Consider the following 24,951-nt stretch of genomic DNA (forward strand, 5'->3'; position numbering starts at 1 on the left):
AGGTTTTAAAGCTCCCTCAGAGCAAGCTTGATGTCATCCACCTTTACCGTCTTTCTCCCAGCATGTTTTGCCAGCTCAGCAGCCTTTTTGCCAATTTGCATGGCGTATTCTTCTATGGCCTTCGCCAGTTCCACCTTTGCATCCTCACTGACCCTTGAAGCTCCAGCCTTTCTCAGAAGCCTTTCCACAGGAGCAAGTGGAAGCTCCACCCTTAACACCTCCATTCTGGTTCAGACTAACCAATGATTAATGTGCCAAAATCCTATATAAATTTTTTCATGAAATGGACTTTTCAGGAGGCAAAAATATCGTATTGGGAATCTGCTCAACACCTGATGATGGGCAAGAATGAGAGATAAAAATAGGTGTTAAATCGGAAAATGATGGTTACCAACATTAGCCCAATCTTCCCTCTAATGGTAAATTTGGCAAATTCGGCGATTCTTTTCTAAACTAACAATATTTTAGATTGCAGTGCCAAGAATGCAGTAAAATAAATTTCAGAGTTCCTCAACGCCGAGGCGCTTCATCGCCCTCTCGGGATTCACCTGGTAGGTATGTATGACCGCAGAGACGTCTTTGAACATTCTTATTCCGTTGGAGAGCATAAACTCCAGCACTCTCCTCCTCCTCTCAAGCTCCTCGTTCAGCTCCCTCACACTCCACCCTCTCTGCCTCCTTATCTCCTCCAGAGCTTTGGAAGTTCCAACCATCGCGTGCTCGTCCTTAACGCTGTCCCACTGGAATACGGTTGAGGTTCTCAGCATCTTTGTGTGCGCATCCAAACCGACAATCTCCGCAATCTCCATGTTCCTCCTAACTCTCCTGTCCCCAACGTAAGTTTGGGCCTGGATGCTTATAATGTCAAGAGCCTCGAGCATCGGCCTCGGCACTCCAATTGGCGGGTTTTCAAGCCTGTGTATCGCACCGCTTATGCTGTCAGCGTGCAGTGTTGAGTAGGTTGTGTGGCCTGTAGCCATCGCCTGGAAGAGCGTTAAAGCCTCCCTCCCTCTAACCTCACCGACTATTATGTACTCAGGCCTCTGCCTCAATGCCGCTCTGAGCAAATCGTACATGTCAACTGCTCCCTTCTCTCCGTGGAAGGCATCTCTTGTTACAGCAGGAATCCAGTTCTCGTGGGGGAGCATAAGCTCTCTTGTGTCTTCAATTGTCACTATCTTGGAGCGGCGGGGGATGAAGAGCGAGATGGCGTTCATCGAAGTGGTTTTACCGCTCGCAGTGCCGCCGGCAAAGATTAGTGACTTCTTGTTCTCGATGCAGAGCCATAGATATGCCATCTGCTCGCTGCTGAAGGTTTTCCATGCTATTAGGTCGATGGGAGTGACGGGCTCTTCGCGGAACTTTCTTATGGTGAAGGTCGAGCCGTGGTCGGTCACCTCCCTCCCCAAAGTCATCTGGATTCTGCTGCCGTCGGGCATTGTCGCGTCAACCATTGGCTCTGCGATGCTGATGTGCTTTCCGCACTTCTGGGCGAGGTTGACAACGAAGCTGTCAAGCTCATCCGGATCGTCGAAGATGACGTTGGTGCGGAGGTTTGTGTACTTGCGGTGGAAGATGTAGATGTACTTGCCGTATCCGTTGCATGAAATGTCCTCGATCATCGGGTCGTACATTATGGGTGTTATCTTGCCGTAAAGGATAGTTCGCTTGAAAATGTGGTAAAGAACTCTGAAGTAATCCGAACCTTCAAGGTTTACTCTGTAAGCCTCAAGGATGGAATCTATTTTCTTTTTGAGCGTTCCAACTTTGTCCCCAATTTCCTTGGGGTTTGCGGCATAGTACTCAAGCCTGCCGATCACATTCTTGACAATTTTCTCCTCCTCTTCACTCAGCTTGGGCTCGTTGACGTGATAAATGAACTCGTTATCTTCCTCATTATAGAGGATGTGAACGCTTGAGATTACGAATCTGCCGTAAACGGGATAACCCTCAACCTCAATCCACCCTTCAGGAGGTTCAAATTCCTGCGAAAGCCTCTTTGAGAGTGTTCTATAGGTTTCCTCACCGAGAAACTCCTCCTTTGCACCTTTTTTTATTATCTCGAAAACAGCAGTTCTTCTTGGAACTTCATCCTCCTTCTTTTTGAAGCTGAAGCGAAGAGTGGGCATCAGAAGATTTCGGTATTTAAAATTAAAAAATGTTTCGTGTAAAAGTGAAAGAATGACAAAATGAACATTGAAAAACATTTTATATTGTTCAATCATCCTCTCATCATGTGGTGGTTTGTTGTACCAAAGACAGTTTTCGGTGACGATGCCATTGAGCACCTGCAGAGCGAGAGAGCAGAGAGGGTGCTGATTGTAACTGACAAGGTTCTGAGCGAGATGAGCTACCTTGAGGAGGTAAAGAAAAATCTCAAGGCGGAGAGAATAGAGGTTTTCGACGAGGTAGAGCCGGAGCCGAGCATAGAAACTGCCCTAAAATGCTCAAAAGTGGCGAGAGAGCTTGATGCGCAGCTCATAATCGCTCTCGGTGGTGGCAGCGTTATGGACGTTGCGAAGATGGCGAGGATACTGATGGAGCTTGACGTCGATCCAGAGTTCATCACGCCCTTTACAGATCTCTATGAGCTCGGTTTTCAAAAGAAAGCAAAGCTCATCGCCATTCCGACAACCAGCGGCACGGGAGCGGATGCAACATGGGCAATGGTGCTTACCGACACCAAGGAAAAGAGAAAAGTTCTTCCTGCGAACAGAGAAGCGATACCGGATTTAACAATACTCGACTACAGGTTTGTTGAAAACCTTCCGCCCAAGCTCGTAGCCGGCACGGGAATGGATGCGCTAACCCATGCAATCGAGGGTGCTCTGGCTCCGTGGAGAAACGACTTCAGCGATGCAATGTGCGAGAAGGCAATTGAATTAATCTTCGACAACCTTGAGAAGTCTTACAACGGGGACAAGGAGGCGAGGGCTAAGATGCACCACGCCGCAACGATGGCCGGAATGGGATTCGGAAACTCTCAGGTGGGGCCGGTGCACTCCTTGGGCCATGCTTTCGGAGCCTACTTCAAGGTGCACCACGGCATTTGCGTTGCGGTGTTCCTCCCCTACGTTTTGCAGTTCTACCTTAACGATGAAGGCTCGAGGGCAATGATGGATTATCTGGCTGGTAGGGTTGGATTGGAGAGCGGAGAGTCTATGGTGGAGAAAGTAATGGACCTCATGAAGAAGATAGAGGCTCCGACAAAGGTTTCAGACATTGTTGGTGAGAAGGAGTACTTTGGGGCAATTGAGGATATATGGAGCCATGCTATCAACGATGCGTGCATGATTACCTCTCCGAGATGTCCAGACACCGAGCAAACGAGGAAGCTGCTTGAGTACGCATTCTACGGAAAGAGGGTTGACTTCTGAGGTGAGAGCATGTACGGCTACTGCGGTAAGATTTTGAGGGTTGATTTGTCCGAAAAAACGGTTTCGACTCTCATTCCAGAGGAGAAGGATTTGAGGGAGTTCATTGGTGGTGCGGGGTATGCGGTAAAGCTCCACTACGACATGAGAAGTTTTGAGGTTGACCCCCTTTCTCCGCAGAATCCCCTTGTGATTGTGACCGGCCCGCTTACGGCAACAAAAGCCCCCTCAACCAGTAGGCTTGAGTTCTGCGCCCGCAGCCCCTTCACGGGAATTTGGGGTGAGTCCAACTCAGGCGGAAGGATGGCCGCTTACCTCAAATACGCGGGCTGGGACGGCATTATTGTGGAGGGGGCGAGCGATAAGCCCGTTCTTCTCAAGGTAGATTTAACCGGTGCGGAAATCCTTGATGCCGAGCATTTGTGGGGAAAGGGATGCTACGAGACACAGGAGCAGATTGAGAAGGATTTGGGAGAGAAGAGAGTCGCAACGGCTGTGATAGGCCCAGCTGGCGAGAATCTGGTGAAGTACGCGTGCATCCAGGTTGACAACTCAAGGCATGCCGGAAGAACGGGAGTGGGGGCTGTGATGGGCTCAAAGAAGCTGAAAGGCATTGCTGTTGTTTATGATCCGTCAGAAAGGCAGAGGGTTGAGGTTGCGGACGAGGAGGGCTTTAACAGAGTCGTCGATGAGGTTTTGCAGAGAATAAAGGATGATTTCACCTGCAACATGTTCACACAGCTTGGAACTTCCGGCTACATGGAAACCGCCGAAGGCTTTGGTGACCTGCCAATCAAATACTACACTCAGGGAACATGGGATGGGGCAACTAAGATTTCCGGTGCGGCGATGGCGGCATCGGTTCTAAGGGGAAACGATGGGTGTTTGGGCTGCGTCGTTAGGTGCGGAAGGGTTGTTGAGCACAAGGGAAAGCAGATTCACGGGCCAGAATACGAGACTCTTGCGGCTTTCGGGGCTCTCCAGCTCAACGACGACCTGGAGTCGCTGATTGAGATTAACTACCTCGTCAACGACCTCGGAATGGATTCCATCTCTGCTGGAGTTAGCGTAGCCTTTGCCATGTACCTCACCGAGAAGGGAGTTGGAGACTTCAACATCAAGTGGGGTGATGCCGAGGCTGTGAAGCAGATGGTTAAGGACATCGCCTGCAGGAGAGGCAAAGGAGAGGAGCTTGCAGAGGGTGTGAGGTTCATCGGCCTGAAGTACGGCAAGGAGGCGTGGAGCGCTCATGTAAAGGGGCTTGAGATACCTATGCACGATGCAAGAGCCTTCAGCAGCCTTGCCGCGGCTTACGCAACTCATCCAAGGGGGGCGTGCCATTTGCCACATCAAATGTACCTCTACGAGATGGGAAAGACTATTAGCGAGTATGGCATAAAGAGCGACGACAGGTTCAGCAACGAGGGCAAAGGAATTCTTGCGGCAAAGGTTCAGAACTTCTCTGAGCTTTTCAACGCCATCACAATGTGCGCCTTCATGCCCGTCAAACCGAGACACATTGCAGAGATGCTGAGGGCGGTTACGGGCTACAACTACACCGTTGAGAACATCTACACTGCAGGAGAGAGGATGTTTACACTCAAGAGAGTTTACAACGTGAAGTGCGGGGTTAAGGCGGAGCACGACACCCTGCCTGAAATAGTCCTCCAGCCGCTTGAAGGCGGGAGCGCCGGAAACGTGCCTGATGTGAAAAAACAGGTCTCGGAGCTTTACGAGTTCAGAAAGTGGCCTGAGGGTGTGCCAAGCAGGGAGAAGCTGGAGGAACTCGGTTTGGAGTGGGTTGAATAAAATATCTTTCTACTTTTTGCTTTTGGCCATCCTCGTTTCCCTGTAGCTTTTTATCTCCTCAAACTGCTCCTTAGTCGCACCGCACCTTCCGCAAACTTCAGGCGGCTCATCCCCTCTGAAAACAAGCCCGCAGAGCTTACATCTCCACCTCTTCACTCTCCAATCACCTCAAACTTCTCAAAGCTCTCTCCAGGAGCGTTGCACAGCGGGCAAACGTCGGGCGTTTCGTCCTTGACAATGTATCCGCACATGGGGCATACGTATATCGCTTTGAAGTCCTCTGGAAACTCCAGCATTTCGGACATGTTCTTCTTGATTACCGCGAGGAATCTCAGATTCGTTGCAACCTTCCTGTTTTTCTCGGCCAAAGCTTCCTTCATCTTCTCCTCCATGAACCTTGCCTCATCCTCAAGCCTCTCCCCCATTTCCACTGCATCCCTGTAGGGGTCTTTTCCCAGGTTTCGGAGAAGGGAAATCAGTGCAATCTCCTCCGCCCTTGCGAGGGACTGGTAGAGCTTCTTTATCCTCTCGTCCTTGGCCATCTTTGCATAAGCCGAAAAAAGGCCGTAACGCTCAAGCTCCCTCCCAACAACATCCTCATACATAACTTAACTTGGCCAAACTCTAACTTAAGTCTTTCGAAATTTTTCTGGATTTTGAAAAATCCAAATTTACGAAATTCGAACCATTTGCCTGTCTGACCTCAGGCTAAGGAAAAGGTAAAAATTGCAAACGGTAAAGTTTAGCAGAGCTTTTCAGCCACCTCTGCCACCCTTTTTCCGAGCATTTTTGCAACCTGCAAGTCATCCTCCTTGGGAACTCCTGTTGATGCCGCCCCGTAGTAGCTTCCAGCCCTGTAGAGTTCTTTCGCCGGGGGCAGTCCGACAATAATCATCCCGTGTGCGAAGAGAGGAAGGAGCATTGAGAGCAGCGTCGCCTCCTTACCGCCGTGGGGCATCTCGTTTGAGGTGAAAACAGCCCCAACCTTGCCCTCAAGCCTCCTCTCCATCCACAACCTTCCCGTCATATCAATGAACTGCTTCATCTGCGAGGACATCACTCCAAATCTCGTCGGAGAGCCAAAAATGATTGCATCATAATCTTGAAGCTCCTCTGGCCTTGCAACCTCGAAGCTTTCAAGCTCTTCCCTTACTTTAACGTAGCCGGGGTTCTTTTCGAGGATTTCAGCCGGGATGGTTTCGGGAACTCTCTTAACAGCAACCTCCGCTCCTCCTTCCCTCGCACCATCAGCAACGGCCTTTGCGAGCTTCATCGTGTTGCCCGTGATGGAATGAAAAATAACAAGAATCCTGGCCATTCAATCACTCCAAGCTTAGCGTCGCCTCTCCCATCCAGAGGCCATGGATGTTGCAGTAGGAGAAGGCCGTAAGCTTCCCGGATTTCTCAGCTTTGAAGGCGAACACCGCAACCGGATCGGTGTAAACACCACTCGTGTTCGGGCCGTCAACTGAAGCCCCGTGGGCGGCAAACTCTGCCCTGCCAACTACGTAGGGGAACTTGCTGCCTTCAGGCTGAAATACAAGCTCTATCCACGCAATGTGGTGCTCGGTTGTGTTCGGATGCGGGATTTCCTTCCCAACGCTGACCTTTACCTCCACAACTCCGCCCTCAGCCCTTAAAACCTCAATTACTGGCACGTGCTTCTCCTTCTTCCAGTCTGCAGTCTGAAACAGTTCCATGCTATCACCTCCCTTACCTTTAAAATTTCTTCCCTAATAAACCTTTCTATGTTCGAATTTCGTATTTACGAATTAATATCGCTAAACTGGCTGTAAATCACCAAAGAGGAAGAGTTTGTAGCGGGCTGATGGAAAGTACCCTGGTTTCTGAGTCCAACAAGCTGAGCTTCCATGCCTTCGAAAAAGGTGTTAATCTGGTTGGAGATGGAAAGGCTGCTCGAAGAAAAAGCAATGATCTTCTATAGCAGCCTGTATCTAACAATAAATCCATCTTCAACCTCCTCATAGTCCAGAACCTCCGCATCCTGAGTCAAATCCTCGAAGTAGTCGTAAACTCCGCAGCTCACGCAGAAGGGGCCTGTGAACCTGACGTAAACGACCTCACCCTCCTCCTTCATGAACTCTGCAACAGCTTCGGGGGAGTGAAAGCGGTTGAACTTCTCAACAGCTTCCTTGAACTCAAGGAGCTTCGTGTATTCAACATCTCTGTCAAAGCCGTGCTTTTCAATCCAGCTTTTGATGTAGGGGCACGACACCTTTATTTTCTCGAATCCTCTGGCATAATTAAGAGCCTCACCAACAACCTTCGAGGCGTAGCCCTTTCCCTCCTCCCCCTTTGCGGTGAAGGTTGCGAGTAGCTCTATCTCCCCGCTATGCTTTCTGTATAAAACCCATGACACCCTTTTCGAGTCAGCGTAAAGGGATATCCTGTCATCCTCTACTTTGAACTCCATGCATATTATAGCCCGGCATCTAAATTAGCTTTTCCCGTCTAAGCATGATGGCTTCATCAGAGACAGAAATGCATCCCGGTGATTATTAGCGTCTATCTTGTCAAACCTTAAGCCTGCCTTTCATCTCTTTTCAAGCCGTGCAGAGTAACCTGCTCCCTCAACAGCCTCAACGAGTTTCTGCAGCTCCGCTTCCTCGTCAACCTCAACAACAGCCCTGTCCAGCCCAATTTCAACAACATTCGCTCCGGCCTCTTCAAGAGCCGCCTTTACAGCGCTAACACACCCCATGCATGTGAGACCGTCAAGCTTAATTTCCACTCTTTTAGCCGCTTTCTTCTCACCTCCAACGGGAAATCCCAGCCTCTCCAGATGCCAGTGGCAGCATCTCCCGGATGGGTTGGTAACGACGCACCATTTTCCTTTTCCTGCTCCCGTGATCTCGACAGCTTTCTCCTTTCCGAACTTTTCGGCAGCTTCCAACAGCATCTTCTCTGTAACCCTGTTGCAGTAGCAAACCGGCTTTGGTTCTTCCCGTTCCTTAACACCCACTCTCGTCTTCAGCTCACCCTTCCTAAAGACCGTTTGCTCGTTGAAGTAAACAACCTCGCAGCTCTCCAAAGAGCAGAAGTAAAAATCCCCTTTGATTTTACTCCAGAGTCCCTCCTTAACGTGTGCGCCGACGGTCAGCGGCAAAACTCTCCATCCTTCCGTGCTGCATTCTGGGCATCGCATCATTTTTCTTCACCACATTCTCCTGAAAAGCTTTTTCACTCAAAGAGTTCAACAGTCTTACAGATTGACTTCACTACAACTTTACCACACGCCATTTTTCTTTTTAATTTCAAAACCGCAAAAAACTATTAAGCTTAGAAATTAAACTGAACCACATGAGTCTGAAAGAGTTCAAGATAGGGTGGTTTGCGACGATTCTTGGGACTGGTGGAGTGGCCATAGCATCGCTGCCGTATTTTCCGGTGCTAAGCGTAGTTCTGACCTACCTTCTTACAGCAATCTTTGTTATTCTAACCGCAGTATGGCTGGCGAAAATAATCAGATATCCGAGGGTTGTGGCGGCAGAACTGGGACATTTTGTTATGGGAAACTTCTACCCTCTGCAACCCATTTCAGCGGTCATTCTCGCCATACTCTACAGGAAGCTCGGAATTCCCCTTGACCTGCCGCTTCTCGCTTACGGAGCTGGGCTCATTTTAGTCCTCACCGTCTATCTCTCCTACCATTTCTTCGCCAACGTTAAGGCTGAGATTCACCACATCCATGGTGGATGGTTCATCCCTCCCGTCTCGACCATACTTGTCACAGACGCTCTGCTGCAGTACTCACCGAACGAGACCTTTTTCGTTACCTCGCTGATTTACTTCGGAATAGGTTTGATGCTGTTTCTCTTCATTTCCACGATACTCTTTCTCAGACTCGTGAACCACGAACTTCCGGTTTTCGAACTCGCACCCACAAACTTCATACTCCTCGCTCCGATAGGCATACTGATCGTTGATTTCACGCTTATAGCAAAGCACGCAGAAGCAATATTCTCCGCAAATCTCGTTCCTCTGGCGTTGATTGCATCAATTTCGCTCTGGGGATTCGGGCTGTGGGCTCTTGCAGTTAACATTTTACTTCTTCTCAGGTACCTCAGACAAGAGATGCCCTTTTTCCTCGGCTGGTGGAGCTACGTCTTCCCCACCGCAGCCTACACACTTTCAACCATCGCGCTTTCACACTTCGTGCCAGTGTTTAGCTACGCAGCAACTGCCCTCTACGCGTTCCTCATTGCAGCGTGGGCCATTATTGGAGTTAGAACTGTTGGCATAGCGATTAGAGGAGCTTGACCGCAAACACTTTTCCTTTTTCTTTACCATTATTAGCTCCTCTTTAACAGAAAAAGCGCTGGAGACACTCTCGTTTTTCTTTGGTTTAAATTTTAAACGACAAAGGATTTATATTATTACTTTCTAAACAAAAACATGGTAGAAGGTAGTCAGGAGGCAAAGGTCGCAGAGATACTCCAAAAAATGGAGGAGATGATAGGCGAGGAGCCAAAGCCGCAGAAGCTATTCTCCAAGGTCGCTCCGGAGTGGCTGGAGAGGCAGATGGATGAGAGGCAGTTCGTGATGAGCCTTGAGAGCATTCCTGAGAAGTACAAGCACCTGATAATGATTGCCGTTGCAGCTGCAGTGGGAAGCAAGATGTGCACAGAGGTTTTCACGAAGATTGCAAAGCGGAGGGGTGTGAGCGAGAGGGAGATTGGAGAAGCTATACTGGTTGCAAGGTTCGCCTTAGCTTCGACGATCTTCGCAACCGTAACTCCAGCATTGGAATGGCTTGAGGGAGGTGATGAAGAATGAAAGTTCTCGTTCCGCTGGACTTCTCGAAGGAGGCGGAGAAGGCGCTTGAGAAGTACGACGTTGAGAAGAGGATTGTAAAGGCAGGGAAATGCTGGAAAGTAATCATCGACACAGCGGAGGAGGAAGGAGTTGACATGATAGTGATGACGGAGAGGGGAAGTGGTGCGGTTGCGGAGATCGGCGATGCGCTCGGCTCCTGTGCTGAGAAGGTTGCGAGGCATGCCAGAAACCCTGTGTTAATAGTGAGGTGATTTGAATGGACCCGATAACCGCCACGCTGCTTTTCGTTACCGGGCTGATAGCCGGAACGCTCGGCGGTCTGCTTGGCATTGGTGGCTGCGTTATAATGCTCCCTGCCCTCGCATTCCTCTTCAACTACCCGCTGCCGGTAGCGATAGGGACGACGATAACGGCTGTGATTTTAACCGCAAGCTCCGGAGCTGTAGGCCACATAAGGCTGAAGAACGTGGACTACTCAACTGCAAAGGTTGTTGCGGCAAGCGGTGCGGTTGGGGCTGCAGTTGGGAGCATAATCTTCTTCTACATCGCAAACCAGCTGTGGCTTCTGAACTTCATCCTCGGCTTTGCCTTCCTCTACGTCAGCATAGGATGATTTACGAGGGAACGATAAAGAGGGCGATGCCCGAAAAGCCCGGAAATGAGGTTCCCGGCTCAAGCACGGCGAAAGCAACCATAGGATTCGTTATAGGTATCATCACGGGAATCGTCGGGCTTGGAGGAGGATACGCTCTTGTTCCTTCATTCATATACCTCCTCGGCTCGGCCGTGAAAATAGCCGTTGGCACCTCACTGGCTGAAGTACTGCTACCTCCGTTTCTACCTCAGACCAAAGTTCATATGGAAGGAAATCAGAAAGGGTCGCTTTAAGGTTGTCCAGGAGATTGTAATGAGGGCTATAAAGGGAGGTAGGGAGAGCTAAATCATGCGGGGGGAGGGATTCGAACCCTCGAACCCCTACGGGACTGGACCCTAAATCCAGCGCCTTTGGCCGCTCGGCAACCCCCGCTTAAATTGCGTTTACGTAGCGGATAAAGAAAATTTTGGTCGCTTAAAAAATCTCCGCTTCTTCGTAAACAACTATTCCAGAATCGGTGATGATGTATGGCTTGGGCTTTCTTGAATGCTTGACTCTCCTCATTTTAACGACCTCAAGCCCCAAGGTGGGCTCATCGAGCTCGCTCTTCCTGACAACCTTCAGGCTGATCATACCATCGCAGATGTACTCCAGAATTCCGTACTTCGAGGTGTTCGGCTGGTATTTGTCCGCCTCGCTTGTAATTATTGCGGTAATGCCGTTTTCCTTGAGCATTTTTCTGAAAGCTGCGAGCATGCTGTATCTGCCTGCATCATCGAAAAGCGTCTCGAGAACGCTTATGGAATCAACCAGCATTCTACTAACTCCTAAACTTCTGACGATCTCAGGTAAATCGCTCTCCAGCTTTTCGAGGCTTTTTTTAACCTCCGACGCCTCCAGCCTGACTATGTGGACTTTGTCTCCAAAGGCCGTCAAGTCCATTCCCACGCTCTTAGCATCCCCAATTATGCTCTCCTCATCCTCGTCAAAGCTAATAATCATGCACGCCTCCCCATTCTTCAAGCCCTCGTAGATGAAGTGCAGACCCAGCGTCGTCTTGCCGGTTCCGTACTGGCCAACAACCGCAACAATATGCCCCTCGGGAATCCCCCCACCCAGAATTGCATCCAGTCCCTCAATCCCCGTCTTCAGCATCCGACCACCTCACATGACCCTCATGATCCTCGAAATCGTGAAGCCTATTACAGGATCGATTTTTACTGAGTATTTAACAATTCTCTCCTTTTCTATCTTGGGCAGCAGTCCAAGGAACTTTCTAAAGTACATCCAACGCAGTATTGTGTCTTTTTCAACTGACCACTCAAAAATGACCACTCCATCAGCCTGGTCGAGCATTTCCTCTTCCTTCCCCTTCTCGAAAACCTCCGAAGTCAGGAGAGCGGTTAGCAGAATGTTGTTCTTTATACAGTAAACCCTTATACCCTTCAGCAGGTCAACGAAGTTCTCCCAGCCAAGTCTGTTCACCGCCGCCCTGGCAAGGTCTGTGAGGGAGTCCAAAAAAACGTAGCTGTTACTCTCAAGGCCGTCAAAGAACTCAACGAGCTTCGTAAACAGATTCTTCTCACCCTTCAATAGCTCGATCGCAACTCCCCTCTCAGAAACCCACTTGAGGGGAACAAGCGTGTCCTTGAAGTAAAAGTCCGCAAGGCTCACTACTTCAATATCAGGTACGCTGCCCCTTTCGGGGATGGCGCTTTCGAGCTCCTTTTTAACGACGTCAATTGGCTTTGAGATGGACAGATACCGGATTTTGAACTTGTCCGCGTTGTTGAACATCGAAGTTACTGCAAACTCTCTGCCCCCTGCTCCGGCGTTCTCGTAGAGAATCACCAAACCCGGTGGGAAGCCCCCTATCTGCTTGTCCAGAAATTCGAGGCCTGTTGGAAAAGTCTCAGTCAACTTCAATCACCTCATCGACCATCAGGGAAATCTGGGAGTAGTAGCTCTCGTCCATTTCCTTCTCAATGGTGAAGATTGTTCCTACAAAACCCCTTAACCTCATTTTTCCTGTGAGATGCCTCAGGAACTTAACGAGGGTTTCAAAGGACTTGTAGAGAGATATCGTCGAGAGGGAGTCGAGGTAAATGAACCTATTATTTACTGTAACCAGGTCCATTGCCCTCTCTATTGTTACCTGCAACTGTACCGGATCGGGAGAGGTGAGGTAGAAGCACCTCTCCTCGTCAATAACCTGTCCACCGAGCTGAAGGGTAATGCAGTCGATGAAGTAAAGCTTGCTGATATCCACGCCCTCCTTCAGCAGCATCTTCTTCAGGCTGAAGTAGGGGCGGTTGAGGGTGACAAAGATTCCCTCCGCAAACTCCGTGAAGTGCTTGACCAGCTCTAAGCTCATCTTCACATACTTCTTCGAATCAACTTTAACCAGTATAATTTCCGCTCCGCGGTCTATAGCTTCTTTAACAAGCTCAACCGCGTTTGTATTCGTAGTCATAGCTTCTCTTCACAATGTATCCGTCCTTTATAACCACACCCTCGTCAGTAATTTCGTAAGGAATCCACTCAAGCGGCACCCTCGTTCTGTACTTCTTCAGGATTCTCATCGCCCTCTGGTAACCTTCCTGAGTTCGCAGAAGGTTTAGGAAGATTACGCTGTCAACGATGTTCTTTGTGCTGCTCCAATCGCCCTGCATGGGAGCCTCCTCTATCCAGAGGGATGTAATCTCGTAATCGTAGGAGAGGTCCGACATGTAGGTCAAAGCCCTCCTGTAAAGCACCGGATCCGCCAGTGCGAGTTCGAGGTCTGTGCAGGAATCAAAAACGACTCTATCAATATCCTTACCGTCCATTCCGAAAGTTGCCCTTAGCCCTTCAACAATTTTCTCCCTCGTCAGCGGAAGAACGAACTTGGGGTCGACCCGTATGAACCTCCACTTTATTTTGTCGTAAACATCCTCCATGAACGGGAACCTGCCGAGATAGGCTTTGCAGTTTTTCTTGTTCATGGTGGTTGAGAGATACACAACAGTCTCATCATTTCTAGCCCCCTCCGCCGCCCAGTGTGCAGCAAGAATTGTTTTTCCAATTCCGCTCCTTCCAATGATCAGATTTTCGGTGTATCTGTCGAGTCCGCCGCCAAGCAACTCGTCCAGTCTGCTAATGCCGAACTTGGCAACATCGGTCATAAAATAAATTGCGAATAATAGTAAATAAATTTTACTTGCAAAGTTGAAATAATGCGAAGCTGTTTAATACTTTCAGCCCCTCTTTCTTTCATGCCTGCTGTGGTTGATGCTTCGCTGTGTGATGGCTGCGGCACTTGTGTAGATGAGTGCCCTGTTGGGGCTATAGAGCTCAACGACTACGCTCATGTGGATGAAGAGATATGCACTGAATGCGGAGCTTGTGTAGACGTGTGCCCAACTGAGGCGATTAGCCTTGAGTAGCGCAATAGGCTTCGGAGCTCTTAACCTCGACAAGATTTACACCGTTGACAAAATCCCAAGGGAGGATGAAGAAGGCTTCGTCATCGATTTGAAGCTCTCTCCTGGTGGTAGTGCGGCAAACACAATTGTGGGGCTTTCGAGACTAGGCATTGAGACAGCATACATAGGTAAGGTCGGAAGCGATGAAGAAGGCAGAATTCTCCTCGCTGATTTTGAAAGAGAGGGCGTGAGCACGGATTTCGTAATCAGGGCGGAGGGGAGAAGCGGAACTGCCATGATTTTCGTTGACGAGAAGGGAAACAGGGCCATCCTCGTCGATCCTGGTGTGAACGACACAATAGCCTACGATGAAATCGACGTCGATTCAGCGAGAAAGTACGACCTCATCCACCTAACTTCCTTCATATGCAAGAACGGTCTGGATTCGCTGAACTCGCAAAAAAGGATAGTTGAGGAGTTTGATAGTGTCAGCTTCGACCCCGGAATGCCCTACGCTGAGAGGGGACTGGGGGACATGGAGAAAATTCTGAAAAACACCACGATATTCCTCCCAAACAGGCAGGAAATCGAGATGCTCTTTTCGGAGGATTACAGGACTGCAGCGGAACGCTGCATTGAAATGGGTATTGAAATAGTTGCGGTCAAGCTCGGCTCGGAGGGATGCTGGATAAAAAAGGGAGACAGGGAAGTTACCGTAAAGCCCGTGAGCACAAAGGTTGTTGACACAACGGGTGCGGGAGATGCTTTCAACGCCGGATTCCTATATGGATACCTGAAAGGAAAGGACATAGAGGAGTGCGGAAGGCTCGGAAACTTTGTTGCGGCGAAGTGCATAGAAAAGTACGGTGCAAGAGAGGGCCTTCCTAGAAGTGTGGATTAATCAGTCCTTTCAATCACAGCCTCTCCGAGACCTATCCACCTTACTCTGTAGCCGAAAGCCCGGATAGCGCTCTCTCCGAGACCGTACTTTTTAAGAATGGCTTTGATATCTTCGAGAGTTGATGGGTTCGAAACCTCAATCTCCCTTTTTATCTCCTCGAAAATCTCCCTCCTCACAGCATATTTCCCCGCGATCACGTACTCTGAAGGAACTTCCGCAAAGTTTTCCAGCTCCACAACGTCCCCCTCAACTTTCTTTTCCGGTTTATACCTCTTCAGCGCTTTAATAACCTCCCCGTAAGGGATTTTTCTGCTGAAGAGTATTACGTCTTTCACATTAGCTCCGCCGTCTCCAAAGTCCTCCCTTGCAATCAGAATCAGCGGAATTGAAGAGCTTTTAATCTTCTCAGCCTTCTTCCTGAGATACTCGTCCGTCCAGAAACCTGCTATTTCAATGTAAACCTTCTTATCTCCCAAATTTACCGCAAAATCCGGTATAAATGCGTACTTTCCCGCTTTAACCACATCAGGCTCCCTCTCCACTTCGTAACCTAGCATCTGCATCTTCCTTGCAAACTCCTCCTCGAGCGTTGAGTCGTAGGATAAGCGCTCCTCAACATCTGGAAAGAGGTCCCTTATCCTGTCGTCGATTTCCATGATGTATAGCCTGTCGAAGTCCGAAATCTCAGCCCTGATGAACCAGTTTTTCGCCCGCAGTATCCACGGAATGAGCTTTGCAAAGGAGACGCCGTACTTTCGAGTCATCTTCAAGAGTGTTGCCGCTCCCGTAACCTCAACCATTAGCCTGCCAGAATCCTCATAAAGTTCGTACATCAACCCCAAACGCTTTATCGACCTGAATATTTCCTTATGTCTGTCGGATGCCCAGAACGTCAGCCTCAGAGCGTTGAAAAGGGTCGTCTGAAGAAGAGAAAGGTTGTAGAGCTTTATGAGGTTGTCGGGAGTCAAGGGTCTAAATTTCGTTAGAATCAACTCCTCTTCCCTGTCGGCATACATCGCCCTCTCAACCGTCTCAGGAGTAGTGCTGAAGTATCTCGCGACATACTCCAGAACCCTGTCCCTCTCCTTCTTAGACGTAACAAAGCCGTGTTCGAAGAGCAGCATTCTGACCTTTCTCGGCTCAAGCTCGCTGTCGACATCGAAGGCGCAGCTTTTCTCGATGCAGTGGTTCTCAAGCACCCTGATGAATCCCCTGACCTTCTTGAAGTTCTTCGCATTCTCAAGCTTTCTCGCCTGCTTCATCAGATTGCCGTATTTCTTTCCCAATCCCTTCTTGAAAATCTCAATTACCTTTTCCGCCAGTTCGTAGTCCCTCTCATCCGCAAATTTCGGAAAAATTCTTCCCTTTGCCCTTCTGACGTCAAGCAGCTCCTTTGGCAGCATTCTTTCTCCTCCTCGCTGTGTTCACCTCTCCTGTCCCTCTGGAAATCAGCTCATACAGCACGGCTTCCTTTTTCCCCTTGGACGGTCTGAGAATTCTCCCGAGTCGCTGGATGTACTCCCTCGCGCTACCGCTACCGCTCATTATCACACCGACGTTGGCATCAGGCACGTCAATCCCCTCGTCGAGAACCTGGCTGCTCACAATTGCCCTGAATCTGCCCGTCCTGAAGCCCTCAAGTATCTCCTCCCTCTCCTCCCTGCTGGTTCGATGCGTTATTGCCGGAATCAGAAAAACTTTCGAAATCCTGTAGACGAGCTCGTTGTGGCGGGTGAAGATTATGATTTTGTCTTTCCTGTGCCTCTCGAGTATCTCCCTCAGCTTCCTGATTTTGTTTTTGGAGTTAAAGGCTATCCTCCTCGCCTCTTCCCACGCCCTCAACGCCTCATAAGCCCTTTCATCGTATCCAGAGGCCATAACTATCTTGTTGAAGTCCTCCGCCCTTCTCAGCGTTATTCCCCTTGCCCTGAGAAACTGCTTGTACACTTTCTCCCTTTTCTCGTACTCCACCCTCTCGTCCTCAGCAAGAGGGACAAAAATTCTTTTTATCGTGTATTTCGCAAGGTGCTTTCCCGCCAGGCTGTCTGGAAAAAGCTCGAAAACCTTCCCACCAACCACTTCCTTTAGAATTTCATGCCTTCCATCCTCCCTTTCGAAAGTTGCCGTCAGTCCCAGCCTGAAGGGAGCAATAGACATCTGAGCTATCTGGACGTAGGACTCGGCTGGAAGGTGGTGCACCTCATCGAAAATGAGAAGCATAAACCTGTTTCCCAGCTTTTCAGCGTTTACGTATGCGGAGTCGTAGGTTGAGACGGTGAGGGGTTTCAGCTCTTTTATTCTGCCACTGAACTCTCCAACGTACTCCTCACCGAAAATTCCCAGCCTCTCCTTCCACTGTTCAGCGAGGGCAAGAGTTGGGACCACAATAAGAGTTGGGGTTGAAAGCTCGTTAATAGCAGCCATTGCAACGTGAGTTTTTCCTGAGCCTGTTGGAAGGACAATACAACCTCTTTTATCAACAAGCCACCTCTCCAGCGCCTTTTCCTGATAATCTCTCAGGCTGATTTCAGCATCGAAGTAGGGTGTGGGAATTGGGTCCGCTGCGTTGTCAACAAACTCAATGCCGTTACTTTCAAAGTACTCGATTATGTCCCTATATCTGAAGGCAAGCGCCCTGTAAGTTCCGCTTCGAGAATCGAACTTAGCATGAGGAACGTGAGCATCACCTTTAACAACAATTGTTCCCCGTTCATAATATATTTCAGCAATCATTTGCATACCTCCGTTTTCATACCTTTAAGCTTTGCTGGCAGGTGAATAACACTTTACTTCCTTCACAACGTTCTGCATCTTCAGCAGCCGCAACAACGGGAAAAATTTATATGGATGGATTGAAAATTTAGTTCATGTACGTTCCTGCGAGAAGTCTGGCGAGAAAGTCGGTCGTGCTCACGGATGGGACTGTTGTCGGAACTCTTTACAACATTACGGTTGACTTCAAAACCGGAACGATAGTCAATCTTCTTGTAAAGCCCGAAAATGAAATTCCCGATTTCAAGAAGGAAGAGGGGCTTTACATAATCCCCTTCGAGTGTGTGAGGTCTCTAAAAGACTTCATAGTTGTCGACAGAAGAAGAGTTAGATGAGGGACTACATTTTCCCGCCTTTAATATTACCCCTTTTTCTGCTCCTTATTTTCCTCCCTCTCCTGCTTCTGATGTTTATCTTCACGGGCACTGCCGTCTTTCAGCTTGTTTTTGGTGTGAGTGCAAAAACAGCAATGCTTATCTTCTTCTTCATACTGGTTGGGAGCTTCATCAACATCCCAATCTACGAGAGGGAGGGCGTGGAATACGAAACGACCTACAGAATTTTCGGCCTGATGTATGTGGTCAAGAGAAGGCAGAAGATGGTGGTGGCGGTTAACCTGGGTGGTTGCGTTTTCCCATCAATTCTCGCTGTTAAGGCGATGCTGGACCTCCTCCACTACATCCCCCTATCAGCATGGCTCACGACGTTTCTGCTGACCTCTGCGGTAATATACTACTTCGCCAAGCCCGTTCCCAATGTTGGGATTGTTGTGCCAATGCTAATCCCACCGCTAACAGCGGCATTTTTCAGCTTCCTGACTCTCGCAATGATTGACGCCCACATGGCTCTGCTACCAAAGCTCTCGTTCTCAACAGGAGTTCTCTCAGCCCTCTTCGGAGCGGACATCCTTCATCTGAAGGATTTAAACAAAATAGGTTCGGGAGTCGTGAGCATTGGCGGTGCTGGAACCTTTGACGGCATCTTCCTTACCGGAATATTTGCGGTAATCTTCTCAGTTCTGTTCGTCTAAATCTTCAACGAGGTCTCTCACGGCCATTCTCACAGCTTCCTCGCTGTTGTATCTTGGCTTCCATCCCAGCCTTTTCAGCTTTTCAATGCTGAGGAGCATTACCGGCACGTCTCCCTTCCACCCCCTATCTCCTCCCGTGAATCTGAATCTGGGAGACAGTCCAAGCTCCTCGCAGACTATTTCGGCAATTCTCTTCACCTTAATCTGATCCTCGCTGCCTATGTTGAATATGTTGACTCTCTCATCGCCCCTCAGACCGAAAAGCATCGCATCAACGCAGTCGGAAATGTAGATGTAGGATTTGTTCTGCTCTCCATTACCGAGAATTTCAAGCTCCTCCGGATTCCTTTTCAGCTTCATTATGAAGTCGTATATCACGCCGTGTGTGCTCCTCCTCCCGATGACATTGGCGAATCTGTAAATCCACGCCTGCATGTCAAAGGTATGGCAGTAGGACTCGATCAGAGCTTCGCAGGCAAGCTTCGAAGCACCGTAAAGGCTTATTGGGTGCGTGGGGTAGTCCTCGGGAGTTGGAATCACCTTAGCCTCACCGTAAACGGTCGAAGTGGAGGTGAAAACTATCCTTGACACCCCCGCTTTTCTCATGGCCTCGAGCAGTCTGTAAGTTGCGAGAACGTTGTTTCTGTAAATTTCATCGGGATTTTCAGCCCCAATTCTCACATCTGGGTTCGCGGCGATGTGCCAGACCTCTTCAGCACCTTTCAGGTAATCCTTGATGTCATCAGCAGCCAAATCAGCTTTAACGAGCCTTGCCGCCTCGTTGACAAACTCCTCGTTTCCGCTGGAGAGGTTGTCAATAACTACTATTTCGTTTGATTCTGACAGTTTATCGACGACATGGCTGCCTATAAATCCTGCTCCTCCCGTCACCACAATCATTGGGAAAGATTTTAAAATGAGTTGTTATATACTTTTTCTGCACAGGTCAGCGAGGTGATATGGTGCTTCCAAATCAGATGGTAAAGTCAATGGTGGGAAAGATAATAAGGGTCGAAATGAAGGGCGAGGAGAACCAGTTAGTCGGGAAACTTGAGGGTGTGGACGACTACATGAACCTATACTTGACAAACGCGATGGAGTGCAAGGGGGAGGAGAAGGTAAGGAGCCTGGGAGAAATAGTGCTCAGAGGTAATAACGTCGTTCTAATCCAGCCGCAAGAAGAATGACGGAATTTCAGATTACCGACACAAGAGAAGAAATATTAAAGATTCTCGAGGAGAGAGGAGCTGTTCTCCAGAAGGACCTTTGGAAGGAGCTCAACATAGACAGCAGCAAGTGCTCAAGGATACTCAGGAAACTGGAGAAGGAGGGGCTGATAAAGAGAGTAGAGGTTGTCGTTGATGGAGTAAAGACCTTCAAGATTATCCCCGCGGGTGCGGAGGAGGAGGTGGAAGAGGAGGAAGAGCTGGACCTGAAGGCGGTTCTCGACAGAATGGAAGAGGTTGCAGGCTATCCGCCATGCTTTGCCTGCACAGAGATAGATTGCGATGCCAAGGAGTGCATAAAACTCGAGGTGTGGTTTCTGGGTAAGTGTAGAATGCTGGGCTAAGTTATTTTAACACGTTTGTCCAATTTGTGAGAGGATGAATGAGGAAGTAAGGGAAATCCTTGGCGGGCTGGACTTTGAATCCACAAAGGACGTTGCTGTTCCAGAGAGGTTGATAGACCAGGTTATAGGTCAGGATCATGCGGTTGAGGCCATAAAGAAGGCAGCTGTTCAGAAAAGGCATGTAATGCTCATCGGCTCACCAGGAACCGGAAAGTCCATGCTCGCCAAGGCGATGGCAGAGCTTTTGCCGAAGGAGGAGCTTGAGGACATCTTAGTTTACCCCAACCCTCAAGACCCAAATCAGCCAAAAATAAGGCTCGTTCCCGCAGGGAAGGGAAGGGAGATTGTAGAGGCCTACAAAGAGGAGGCGATGAAGAAGGCCCAGGCGAGGAACTTCCTGATCTTCACCCTCGTCTTCCTCGTCATAGGCTACACCGTGCTGACAAATCCGGGAAATCTGATCTGGGGAATCATTGCAGCAGTGCTGATTCTAATGATGTCCCGCTACTTCATACCAAGAGAGGACAGAAACGTTCCGAAGCTGCTGGTTGACAACTCGGACAAGGTTACCGCTCCCTTCGAAGATGCGACTGGAGCACATGCCGGAGCACTGTTTGGTGACGTTCGCCACGACCCCTTCCAGAGCGGCGGTCTTGAAACTCCAGCCCACGAGAGGGTTGAGGCGGGTGCAATCCACAGGGCCCACAAGGGAGTTCTCTACATTGACGAGATAAACACACTGACAATCGAATCCCAGCAGAAGCTTCTCACAGCCCTTCAGGACAAGAAGTTCCCAATCACTGGGCAGAGTGAGAGGAGCAGCGGTGCAATGGTGAGAACCGAGCCGGTGCCATGCGACTTCATTCTGGTTGCTGCCGGCAACCTCGACGCCTTGATGGGGATGCATCCAGCTCTGAGAAGCAGAATCGAGGGCTACGGTTACGAGGTGTACATGAACGATACGATGCCCGACACTCCCGAAAACAGGCAGAAACTGGTAAGATTTGTTGCCCAGGAAGTTGTCAAGGACGGCAAGATTCCGCACTTCGACAAGTATGCTGTGGCGGAAATAATCAAAGAAGCCAGGAGGAGGGCTGGAAGAAGGAACCACCTCACCCTGAGACTGAGAGAGCTTGGAGGTCTTGTGAGGACTGCTGGCGATATTGCGAAAAGCGAGGGGTCGGATATCGTGAGGCTGGAGCACGTTTTGAAGGCAAAGAAGATTGCAAAAACAATCGAGGAGCAGCTTGCAGACAAATACATTGAAAGAAGAAAGGACTATAAGCTCTTCATCACGGAAGGATACGAAGTTGGAAGGGTTAACGGCCTGGCGGTTATAGGAGAGTCGGCAGGAATAGTTCTGCCAATTATTGCTGAAGTAACTCCTTCAATGAGCAAATCTGAGGGAAGGGTTATTGCCACCGGCAGGCTACAGGAAATTGCGAGAGAAGCTGTGATGAACGTCTCGGCAATCATCAAAAAGTACACAGGCAGAGACATTTCAAACATGGACGTTCACATCCAGTTCGTCGGAACCTACGAGGGTGTTGAGGGCGACTCTGCAAGCATAAGCATTGCAACAGCAGTGATTTCGGCAATTGAAGGAATACCCGTCGACCAGTCGGTGGCGATGACCGGAAGCCTTTCTGTTAAGGGTGAAGTGCTTCCAGTGGGTGGTGTAACGCAGAAAATCGAGGCGGCGATTCAGGCAGGTCTGAAGAAGGTAATCATACCGAAGGACAACATAGACGATGTGCTGTTGGATGCGGAGCACGAGGGCAAAATAGAGGTGATTCCGGTTTCGAGAATCAACGAAGTTCTTGAGCACGTGCTTGAGGACGGTAAAAAGAAAAACAGGCTGATGAGCAAGTTCAAGGAGCTTGAGCTTGCCGCAGTCTGACTATTTTTCGACTACAATCAGCTTTCCAAATCCCTCTTTTATCTCCGCCTTCAAATTCTGACCTTCAAAGACCTTTTCAAGAAAAGTTTTGACGAACCTCTTGATTTTCAGGTCGTTGAGGATGAGCGTGTAAACACCGTTTCCTTCATCCTTTATCTCATACCAGTTGGCCTTCTCCACGTACCTCAGAATTTTTTCAACGGTGTCAAGACCCTTCATCTTGTACTGCACTGCGTGGCTTAACCCAATTTCCTCCATCTGCCTCCAGAACTCAGAGTTGTTCACCCCCTCAATTTCATTGAAAATTACCCTCCAGTGCTCGATGTCAAGAATCATGTGCTGCCTCTTCGCCAGATAGTCAACCCAAGCCTCAAGCGAGTCTGTATCGACTCCTAACTGATAAATATCGTACCCGAGGTCGATGAGGTCGCGAATAAGCTCGCTTGTGCTTTTACCAGTCATCTTCCTCATTTTCTCCAACTTTTCCTTGGATTTGTCATCGAGAGAAACACTCAATCTTTCTGCCATTGTTCCTTTTTAATATCGCTGATTAATTACTCTTTCGATGGTACAACAAGGTACATTGTTGTGCACTGCAGTGCAATTGTGAGCAAATTTGCGCAAAAGTGTTTTAATTTTCGCAAAAATTTTCATTTTTAATCGTTAATCCCAAATAAAGTTAAATATCAATAATTTAACCTATTTTTGGTGATGAATAGATGACGGACTTTAAGGGGGGAGTTTAGATGGCAGACCCGATGGAAGCTATGAAAAAAGAGTTTGAGAACCGCATCATTCCACCAAGCTGGAAGGACAGGGTTTGGGAAATAGAAGATTACAGGAAGTTCCACGAGGACACCATCAAGGACAAGGAATCGATAGAGAAGTGGTGGGAGAAGTGGGCAAACGAGATTTTCTGGTTCAGGAAGTGGGACAGGGCTCTTGACGATAGCAACCCGCCCTTCTACAGGTGGTTTGTTGGCGGAGAGACGAATCTCGCTTACCTCTGTACCGACTGGCAGATTGAGCAGGGAAGGAAGAACAAGGTGGCGATTATCTGGGAAGGAGAGCCGGTTAAGGAAAATGGAGAGCCGGTTGAAGTGAGAAAGCTAACTTACTACGACCTTTACAGGGAATCGAACAGGATTGCCGCGATGCTGAAGGACAAGCTTGGAGTTAAGAAGGACGAGATCCTGACCTTCTACCTGCCAATGATTCCTGAACTGCCGCTTTTCATGCTTGGAGTGCAGAGAATAGGGGCGAAGCACAGCATAGTGTTCAGCGGATTCAGTGCTCAGGCTCTGGCGGTTAGAATAATGGATGCTGGTGCGAGGTATGTTGTCACTGCAGATGGCGTTTACAGGAGAGGGAAGGTGCTGAACCTCAAAGCGATTGTAGATGACGCCGTTAAGATTTGCGAGCAGGAGGGTCACAAGGTTGAGAAGGTTATCGTGGTCAAGAGAGCAGGAAATGAAATCCCGTGGAACGATAGCAGAGATGTTTGGTTTGAGGACCTGATGGCAGACATTGGAAAGAACGTGAAGGTTGAGTGCGAGAAAATGGGTTCTGAGGACTTCAGCTTCATCCTATATACCTCGGGAACCACAGGAAGGCCGAAAGGAGCGCAGCACTCCGTCGGAGGCTATGCGGTTCACCTCTACACTACAATGAAGCTCATTTTCGATATCAAGGATGACGACATATTCTGGTGCACTGCCGACATCGGCTGGATTACGGGACACAGCTACATTGTTTACGGTCCACTGATGTGCGGTGCGACGACCATGATGTATGAAGGCGCCCCAGACTTCCCTGACGTGAGCAGATGGGCAGCGATGATTGAGCGCTACGGAGTGACGATATTCTACACCGCCCCGACGGCAATAAGAATGCTCATGCGCTTCCCTGAGGAGAACTACACCAAGTACGACATGTCAACGCTGAGAATAATCCACAGCGTTGGAGAGCCGATTAACCCCGAAGCTTGGAGATGGTACTACAGGGTTTTCGGTAGAGAAGATGTTGTCTGCTCAAGCACATGGTGGATGACGGAAACTGGGGGTATGCTGACGGACCACTTCCCAGGATTGGGGAAGATAATTCCACTTAAGCCGGGCACAAATGGCTATCCAATTCCTGGAGTTAGGATGGAGGTTCTTGATGATGAGGGCAATTCTGTGAAACCGGGAGAAAGAGGCTACCTCGTTATCTCCACACCATGGCCCGGAATGCTCATGACGCTGTTCAAAGACCCAAACAGGTTCATTGACGTTTACTTCGGCAAGTACAAGAGCAAGGGTTGGTATTACTACACAGGCGACTTTGCCATGTTCGATGAGGACGGCTACGTCTGGGTTCTTGGAAGGGCTGATGATATACTGAAGGTTGCTGGGCACAGAATTGGAACTGCTGAAATTGAATCGGCAATGGTCTCTCATCCGGATGTTGCTGAAGCAGCCTGCGTTGGCAAATCCGACCCGGTAAAGGGAGAGATTCCGATAATCTACGTGGTGCTGAGAGAAGGTGTTGAACCCTCACCGGATATGGTGAACGAGCTCAAGAAGCACCTCAGAGCCACTCTCGGCCCTGTTGTTGCCAGCGATGCTGTGATAACCTTCGTTAACACTCTACCCAAAACAAGAAGCGGTAAAATCATGAGGAGGCTGCTTAGGGCTGTTGCAGAGGGCAAAGAGCTCGGTGACGTCACAACCCTTGAGAGCGAGGTTGCGGTTGAGGAGGCGAAGAAGGCCTACGAGATGGTTAAGGCGGCCCTTGAGGGGTCCAAATCCTAATTTTTTG

Annotated in this window: 31 protein-coding genes and 1 tRNA gene; 15 read left to right on the plus strand and 17 right to left on the minus strand. The window is 49.2% G+C overall.

Translation table 11 applies throughout. The features are described from left to right. Positions 1 to 5: 5 nt before the first annotated feature. Both AF_RS01725 and AF_RS01730 read right to left on the minus strand, forming a co-directional pair. Complete coding sequence (locus AF_RS01725; protein WP_010877844.1) at positions 6 to 224, minus strand: histone family protein; 219 nt, start codon at positions 222 to 224, stop codon at positions 6 to 8. Positions 225 to 500: 276 nt separating this feature from the next. After that, on the minus strand, positions 501 to 2,129 hold the full coding sequence (locus AF_RS01730; RefSeq protein WP_148183415.1) for a type II/IV secretion system ATPase subunit: 1,629 nt from the start codon (positions 2,127 to 2,129) through the stop codon (positions 501 to 503). Positions 2,130 to 2,234: 105 nt separating this feature from the next. Between AF_RS01730 and AF_RS01735 the strand changes: the two genes are divergently transcribed. Next, entirely contained in the window at positions 2,235 to 3,377 is a 1,143-nt protein-coding gene (locus tag AF_RS01735; RefSeq protein WP_048064618.1) for an iron-containing alcohol dehydrogenase, read from the plus strand. Positions 3,378 to 3,386: 9 nt separating this feature from the next. Beyond that, positions 3,387 to 5,183, plus strand: a complete 1,797-nt coding sequence (locus AF_RS01740; protein WP_010877847.1) for an aldehyde ferredoxin oxidoreductase family protein — start codon at positions 3,387 to 3,389, stop codon at positions 5,181 to 5,183. A 9-nt stretch (positions 5,184 to 5,192) separates the two neighbouring features. Here the strand turns inward: AF_RS01740 and AF_RS01745 are convergent, their stop codons facing one another. The 6 genes from AF_RS01745 to copZ form a co-directional block, all read right to left on the minus strand. Beyond that, positions 5,193 to 5,339, minus strand: coding sequence for a rubredoxin-like domain-containing protein (locus AF_RS01745; RefSeq protein WP_010877848.1), 147 nt, complete (start codon positions 5,337 to 5,339; stop codon positions 5,193 to 5,195). Then, positions 5,336 to 5,788, minus strand: a complete 453-nt coding sequence (locus tag AF_RS01750) for a rubrerythrin family protein (RefSeq protein ID WP_010877849.1) — start codon at positions 5,786 to 5,788, stop codon at positions 5,336 to 5,338. The genes AF_RS01745 and AF_RS01750 overlap by 4 nt, the downstream gene beginning before the upstream one ends. 137 nt (positions 5,789 to 5,925) lie before the next feature. Next, entirely contained in the window at positions 5,926 to 6,501 is a 576-nt protein-coding gene (gene wrbA / locus AF_RS01755) for an NAD(P)H:quinone oxidoreductase (protein WP_010877850.1), read from the minus strand. A gap of 4 nt (positions 6,502 to 6,505) precedes the next feature. Next, a complete protein-coding gene (locus AF_RS01760; RefSeq protein WP_010877851.1) occupies positions 6,506 to 6,883 on the minus strand; it encodes a desulfoferrodoxin family protein in 378 nt (125 codons plus the stop codon). Between the two features lie 239 nt (positions 6,884 to 7,122). Further along, entirely contained in the window at positions 7,123 to 7,617 is a 495-nt protein-coding gene (locus AF_RS13010; protein WP_010877852.1) for an N-acetyltransferase, read from the minus strand. A 120-nt stretch (positions 7,618 to 7,737) separates the two neighbouring features. Continuing rightward, the gene (gene copZ / locus AF_RS01770; protein ID WP_010877853.1) at positions 7,738 to 8,352 is read right to left on the minus strand and encodes a copper chaperone CopZ; all 615 of its coding nucleotides are present in this window, start codon (positions 8,350 to 8,352) and stop codon (positions 7,738 to 7,740) included. A gap of 152 nt (positions 8,353 to 8,504) precedes the next feature. Here copZ and tdt point away from each other — a divergent pair, with 152 nt between their 5' ends. From tdt to AF_RS13395, 5 genes are all read left to right on the plus strand, one after another. After that, complete coding sequence (gene tdt, locus AF_RS01775) at positions 8,505 to 9,464, plus strand: tellurite-resistance/dicarboxylate transporter (RefSeq protein WP_010877854.1); 960 nt, start codon at positions 8,505 to 8,507, stop codon at positions 9,462 to 9,464. 135 nt (positions 9,465 to 9,599) lie between these two features. After that, positions 9,600 to 9,980, plus strand: a complete 381-nt coding sequence (locus AF_RS01780) for a carboxymuconolactone decarboxylase family protein (RefSeq protein ID WP_010877855.1) — start codon at positions 9,600 to 9,602, stop codon at positions 9,978 to 9,980. Beyond that, a complete protein-coding gene (locus AF_RS01785; protein WP_010877856.1) occupies positions 9,977 to 10,231 on the plus strand; it encodes a universal stress protein in 255 nt (84 codons plus the stop codon). The genes AF_RS01780 and AF_RS01785 overlap by 4 nt, the downstream gene beginning before the upstream one ends. A 5-nt stretch (positions 10,232 to 10,236) precedes the next feature. Next, on the plus strand, positions 10,237 to 10,593 hold the full coding sequence (locus tag AF_RS13390; RefSeq protein ID WP_231487571.1) for a TSUP family transporter: 357 nt from the start codon (positions 10,237 to 10,239) through the stop codon (positions 10,591 to 10,593). Continuing rightward, positions 10,590 to 10,868 carry a TSUP family transporter gene (locus AF_RS13395; protein ID WP_231487573.1) on the plus strand — a complete coding sequence of 93 codons (279 nt, stop codon included), beginning with the start codon at positions 10,590 to 10,592 and terminating at the stop codon, positions 10,866 to 10,868. The genes AF_RS13390 and AF_RS13395 overlap by 4 nt, the downstream gene beginning before the upstream one ends. 56 nt (positions 10,869 to 10,924) lie before the next feature. Here the strand turns inward: AF_RS13395 and AF_RS01795 are convergent. The 5 genes from AF_RS01795 to AF_RS01815 form a co-directional block, all read right to left on the minus strand. After that, a tRNA-Leu gene (locus AF_RS01795) sits at positions 10,925 to 11,007 on the minus strand. Between the two features lie 42 nt (positions 11,008 to 11,049). Next, positions 11,050 to 11,730, minus strand: a complete 681-nt coding sequence (locus tag AF_RS01800; protein ID WP_010877858.1) for a KaiC domain-containing protein — start codon at positions 11,728 to 11,730, stop codon at positions 11,050 to 11,052. A 9-nt stretch (positions 11,731 to 11,739) separates the two neighbouring features. Further along, complete coding sequence (locus tag AF_RS01805; RefSeq protein ID WP_048064218.1) at positions 11,740 to 12,495, minus strand: hypothetical protein; 756 nt, start codon at positions 12,493 to 12,495, stop codon at positions 11,740 to 11,742. After that, complete coding sequence (locus AF_RS01810; protein ID WP_010877860.1) at positions 12,488 to 13,048, minus strand: hypothetical protein; 561 nt, start codon at positions 13,046 to 13,048, stop codon at positions 12,488 to 12,490. The genes AF_RS01805 and AF_RS01810 overlap by 8 nt, the downstream gene beginning before the upstream one ends. Next, positions 13,023 to 13,739: an RAD55 family ATPase gene (locus tag AF_RS01815; RefSeq protein WP_010877861.1), complete on the minus strand. Its 717-nt coding sequence runs from the start codon at positions 13,737 to 13,739 to the stop codon at positions 13,023 to 13,025. Before AF_RS01815 ends, AF_RS01810 begins: the two co-directional genes overlap by 26 nt. Positions 13,740 to 13,829: 90 nt before the next feature. On the opposite strand from AF_RS01815, the gene AF_RS01820 reads away from it, so the two are divergent. Next, positions 13,830 to 14,000 carry a 4Fe-4S binding protein gene (locus tag AF_RS01820; RefSeq protein WP_048064219.1) on the plus strand — a complete coding sequence of 57 codons (171 nt, stop codon included), beginning with the start codon at positions 13,830 to 13,832 and terminating at the stop codon, positions 13,998 to 14,000. Continuing rightward, entirely contained in the window at positions 13,993 to 14,880 is an 888-nt protein-coding gene (locus AF_RS01825; RefSeq protein WP_231487575.1) for a carbohydrate kinase family protein, read from the plus strand. The genes AF_RS01820 and AF_RS01825 overlap by 8 nt, the downstream gene beginning before the upstream one ends. Here the strand turns inward: AF_RS01825 and AF_RS01830 are convergent. Both AF_RS01830 and AF_RS01835 read right to left on the minus strand, forming a co-directional pair. Continuing rightward, positions 14,877 to 16,283, minus strand: a complete 1,407-nt coding sequence (locus AF_RS01830; protein WP_010877864.1) for a DUF790 family protein — start codon at positions 16,281 to 16,283, stop codon at positions 14,877 to 14,879. The two genes, AF_RS01825 and AF_RS01830, sit on opposite strands and share 4 nt — an antisense overlap. After that, the gene (locus AF_RS01835) at positions 16,261 to 17,613 is read right to left on the minus strand and encodes a DEAD/DEAH box helicase family protein (RefSeq protein ID WP_048064221.1); all 1,353 of its coding nucleotides are present in this window, start codon (positions 17,611 to 17,613) and stop codon (positions 16,261 to 16,263) included. The genes AF_RS01830 and AF_RS01835 overlap by 23 nt, the downstream gene beginning before the upstream one ends. A 134-nt stretch (positions 17,614 to 17,747) precedes the next feature. Here AF_RS01835 and AF_RS01840 point away from each other — a divergent pair, with 134 nt between their 5' ends. Together AF_RS01840 and AF_RS01845 are read left to right on the plus strand one after the other, a co-directional pair. Next, the gene (locus AF_RS01840; RefSeq protein WP_010877866.1) at positions 17,748 to 17,987 is read left to right on the plus strand and encodes a PRC-barrel domain-containing protein; all 240 of its coding nucleotides are present in this window, start codon (positions 17,748 to 17,750) and stop codon (positions 17,985 to 17,987) included. Further along, entirely contained in the window at positions 17,984 to 18,682 is a 699-nt protein-coding gene (locus tag AF_RS01845) for a DUF1614 domain-containing protein (protein ID WP_010877867.1), read from the plus strand. Before AF_RS01840 ends, AF_RS01845 begins: the two co-directional genes overlap by 4 nt. Here the strand turns inward: AF_RS01845 and AF_RS01850 are convergent. Then, positions 18,665 to 19,582 carry an NAD-dependent epimerase/dehydratase family protein gene (locus tag AF_RS01850; RefSeq protein WP_010877868.1) on the minus strand — a complete coding sequence of 306 codons (918 nt, stop codon included), beginning with the start codon at positions 19,580 to 19,582 and terminating at the stop codon, positions 18,665 to 18,667. The genes AF_RS01845 and AF_RS01850 overlap by 18 nt on opposite strands. Before the next feature lie 62 nt (positions 19,583 to 19,644). On the opposite strand from AF_RS01850, the gene AF_RS01855 reads away from it, so the two are divergent. From AF_RS01855 to lonB, 3 genes are read left to right on the plus strand one after another with little or no spacing between them, the layout of a single operon-like run. Then, positions 19,645 to 19,869: an LSM domain-containing protein gene (locus AF_RS01855; RefSeq protein ID WP_048064620.1), complete on the plus strand. Its 225-nt coding sequence runs from the start codon at positions 19,645 to 19,647 to the stop codon at positions 19,867 to 19,869. After that, the gene (locus tag AF_RS01860) at positions 19,866 to 20,252 is read left to right on the plus strand and encodes a helix-turn-helix transcriptional regulator (protein WP_010877870.1); all 387 of its coding nucleotides are present in this window, start codon (positions 19,866 to 19,868) and stop codon (positions 20,250 to 20,252) included. The genes AF_RS01855 and AF_RS01860 overlap by 4 nt, the downstream gene beginning before the upstream one ends. Positions 20,253 to 20,286: 34 nt before the next feature. Beyond that, complete coding sequence (gene lonB, locus AF_RS01865) at positions 20,287 to 22,152, plus strand: ATP-dependent protease LonB (RefSeq protein WP_010877871.1); 1,866 nt, start codon at positions 20,287 to 20,289, stop codon at positions 22,150 to 22,152. Here the strand turns inward: lonB and AF_RS01870 are convergent, their stop codons facing one another. After that, the gene (locus AF_RS01870) at positions 22,153 to 22,680 is read right to left on the minus strand and encodes a ribbon-helix-helix protein, CopG family (protein WP_010877872.1); all 528 of its coding nucleotides are present in this window, start codon (positions 22,678 to 22,680) and stop codon (positions 22,153 to 22,155) included. Between the two features lie 218 nt (positions 22,681 to 22,898). On the opposite strand from AF_RS01870, the gene acs reads away from it, so the two are divergent. Continuing rightward, complete coding sequence (gene acs / locus AF_RS01875) at positions 22,899 to 24,944, plus strand: acetate--CoA ligase (protein ID WP_010877873.1); 2,046 nt, start codon at positions 22,899 to 22,901, stop codon at positions 24,942 to 24,944. The last annotated feature ends 7 nt before the right edge of the window (positions 24,945 to 24,951 follow it).

The organism is Archaeoglobus fulgidus DSM 4304, from assembly GCF_000008665.1.
GTDB classification, from domain to species: domain Archaea; phylum Halobacteriota; class Archaeoglobi; order Archaeoglobales; family Archaeoglobaceae; genus Archaeoglobus; species Archaeoglobus fulgidus.

Bases quoted from the DNA above. Each gene is read 5' to 3' on its own strand.
- AF_RS01850 (WP_010877868.1), bottom strand. From the start codon at position 19,582: ATGATTGTGGTGACGGGAGGAGCAGGATTTATAGGCAGCCATGTCGTC.
- AF_RS01815 (WP_010877861.1), bottom strand. From the start codon at position 13,739: ATGACCGATGTTGCCAAGTTCGGCATTAGCAGACTGGACGAGTTGCTT.
- AF_RS01780 (WP_010877855.1), top strand. From the start codon at position 9,600: ATGGTAGAAGGTAGTCAGGAGGCAAAGGTCGCAGAGATACTCCAAAAA.
- tdt (WP_010877854.1), top strand. From the start codon at position 8,505: ATGAGTCTGAAAGAGTTCAAGATAGGGTGGTTTGCGACGATTCTTGGG.
- AF_RS01835 (WP_048064221.1), bottom strand. From the start codon at position 17,613: ATGATTGCTGAAATATATTATGAACGGGGAACAATTGTTGTTAAAGGT.
- lonB (WP_010877871.1), top strand. From the start codon at position 20,287: ATGAATGAGGAAGTAAGGGAAATCCTTGGCGGGCTGGACTTTGAATCC.
- AF_RS01830 (WP_010877864.1), bottom strand. From the start codon at position 16,283: ATGCTGCCAAAGGAGCTGCTTGACGTCAGAAGGGCAAAGGGAAGAATT.
- wrbA (WP_010877850.1), bottom strand. From the start codon at position 6,501: ATGGCCAGGATTCTTGTTATTTTTCATTCCATCACGGGCAACACGATG.
- AF_RS01860 (WP_010877870.1), top strand. From the start codon at position 19,866: ATGACGGAATTTCAGATTACCGACACAAGAGAAGAAATATTAAAGATT.
- AF_RS01725 (WP_010877844.1), bottom strand. From the start codon at position 224: ATGGAGGTGTTAAGGGTGGAGCTTCCACTTGCTCCTGTGGAAAGGCTT.
- AF_RS01760 (WP_010877851.1), bottom strand. From the start codon at position 6,883: ATGGAACTGTTTCAGACTGCAGACTGGAAGAAGGAGAAGCACGTGCCA.
- AF_RS01810 (WP_010877860.1), bottom strand. From the start codon at position 13,048: ATGACTACGAATACAAACGCGGTTGAGCTTGTTAAAGAAGCTATAGAC.
- AF_RS01800 (WP_010877858.1), bottom strand. From the start codon at position 11,730: ATGCTGAAGACGGGGATTGAGGGACTGGATGCAATTCTGGGTGGGGGG.
- AF_RS01740 (WP_010877847.1), top strand. From the start codon at position 3,387: ATGTACGGCTACTGCGGTAAGATTTTGAGGGTTGATTTGTCCGAAAAA.
- AF_RS01750 (WP_010877849.1), bottom strand. From the start codon at position 5,788: ATGTATGAGGATGTTGTTGGGAGGGAGCTTGAGCGTTACGGCCTTTTT.
- AF_RS13390 (WP_231487571.1), top strand. From the start codon at position 10,237: ATGGACCCGATAACCGCCACGCTGCTTTTCGTTACCGGGCTGATAGCC.
- AF_RS13010 (WP_010877852.1), bottom strand. From the start codon at position 7,617: ATGGAGTTCAAAGTAGAGGATGACAGGATATCCCTTTACGCTGACTCG.
- AF_RS01840 (WP_010877866.1), top strand. From the start codon at position 17,748: ATGTACGTTCCTGCGAGAAGTCTGGCGAGAAAGTCGGTCGTGCTCACG.
- AF_RS13395 (WP_231487573.1), top strand. From the start codon at position 10,590: ATGATTTACGAGGGAACGATAAAGAGGGCGATGCCCGAAAAGCCCGGA.
- AF_RS01820 (WP_048064219.1), top strand. From the start codon at position 13,830: ATGCCTGCTGTGGTTGATGCTTCGCTGTGTGATGGCTGCGGCACTTGT.
- AF_RS01735 (WP_048064618.1), top strand. From the start codon at position 2,235: ATGTGGTGGTTTGTTGTACCAAAGACAGTTTTCGGTGACGATGCCATT.
- AF_RS01730 (WP_148183415.1), bottom strand. From the start codon at position 2,129: ATGCCCACTCTTCGCTTCAGCTTCAAAAAGAAGGAGGATGAAGTTCCA.
- copZ (WP_010877853.1), bottom strand. From the start codon at position 8,352: ATGATGCGATGCCCAGAATGCAGCACGGAAGGATGGAGAGTTTTGCCG.
- AF_RS01845 (WP_010877867.1), top strand. From the start codon at position 17,984: ATGAGGGACTACATTTTCCCGCCTTTAATATTACCCCTTTTTCTGCTC.
- AF_RS01870 (WP_010877872.1), bottom strand. From the start codon at position 22,680: ATGGCAGAAAGATTGAGTGTTTCTCTCGATGACAAATCCAAGGAAAAG.
- AF_RS01785 (WP_010877856.1), top strand. From the start codon at position 9,977: ATGAAAGTTCTCGTTCCGCTGGACTTCTCGAAGGAGGCGGAGAAGGCG.
- acs (WP_010877873.1), top strand. From the start codon at position 22,899: ATGGCAGACCCGATGGAAGCTATGAAAAAAGAGTTTGAGAACCGCATC.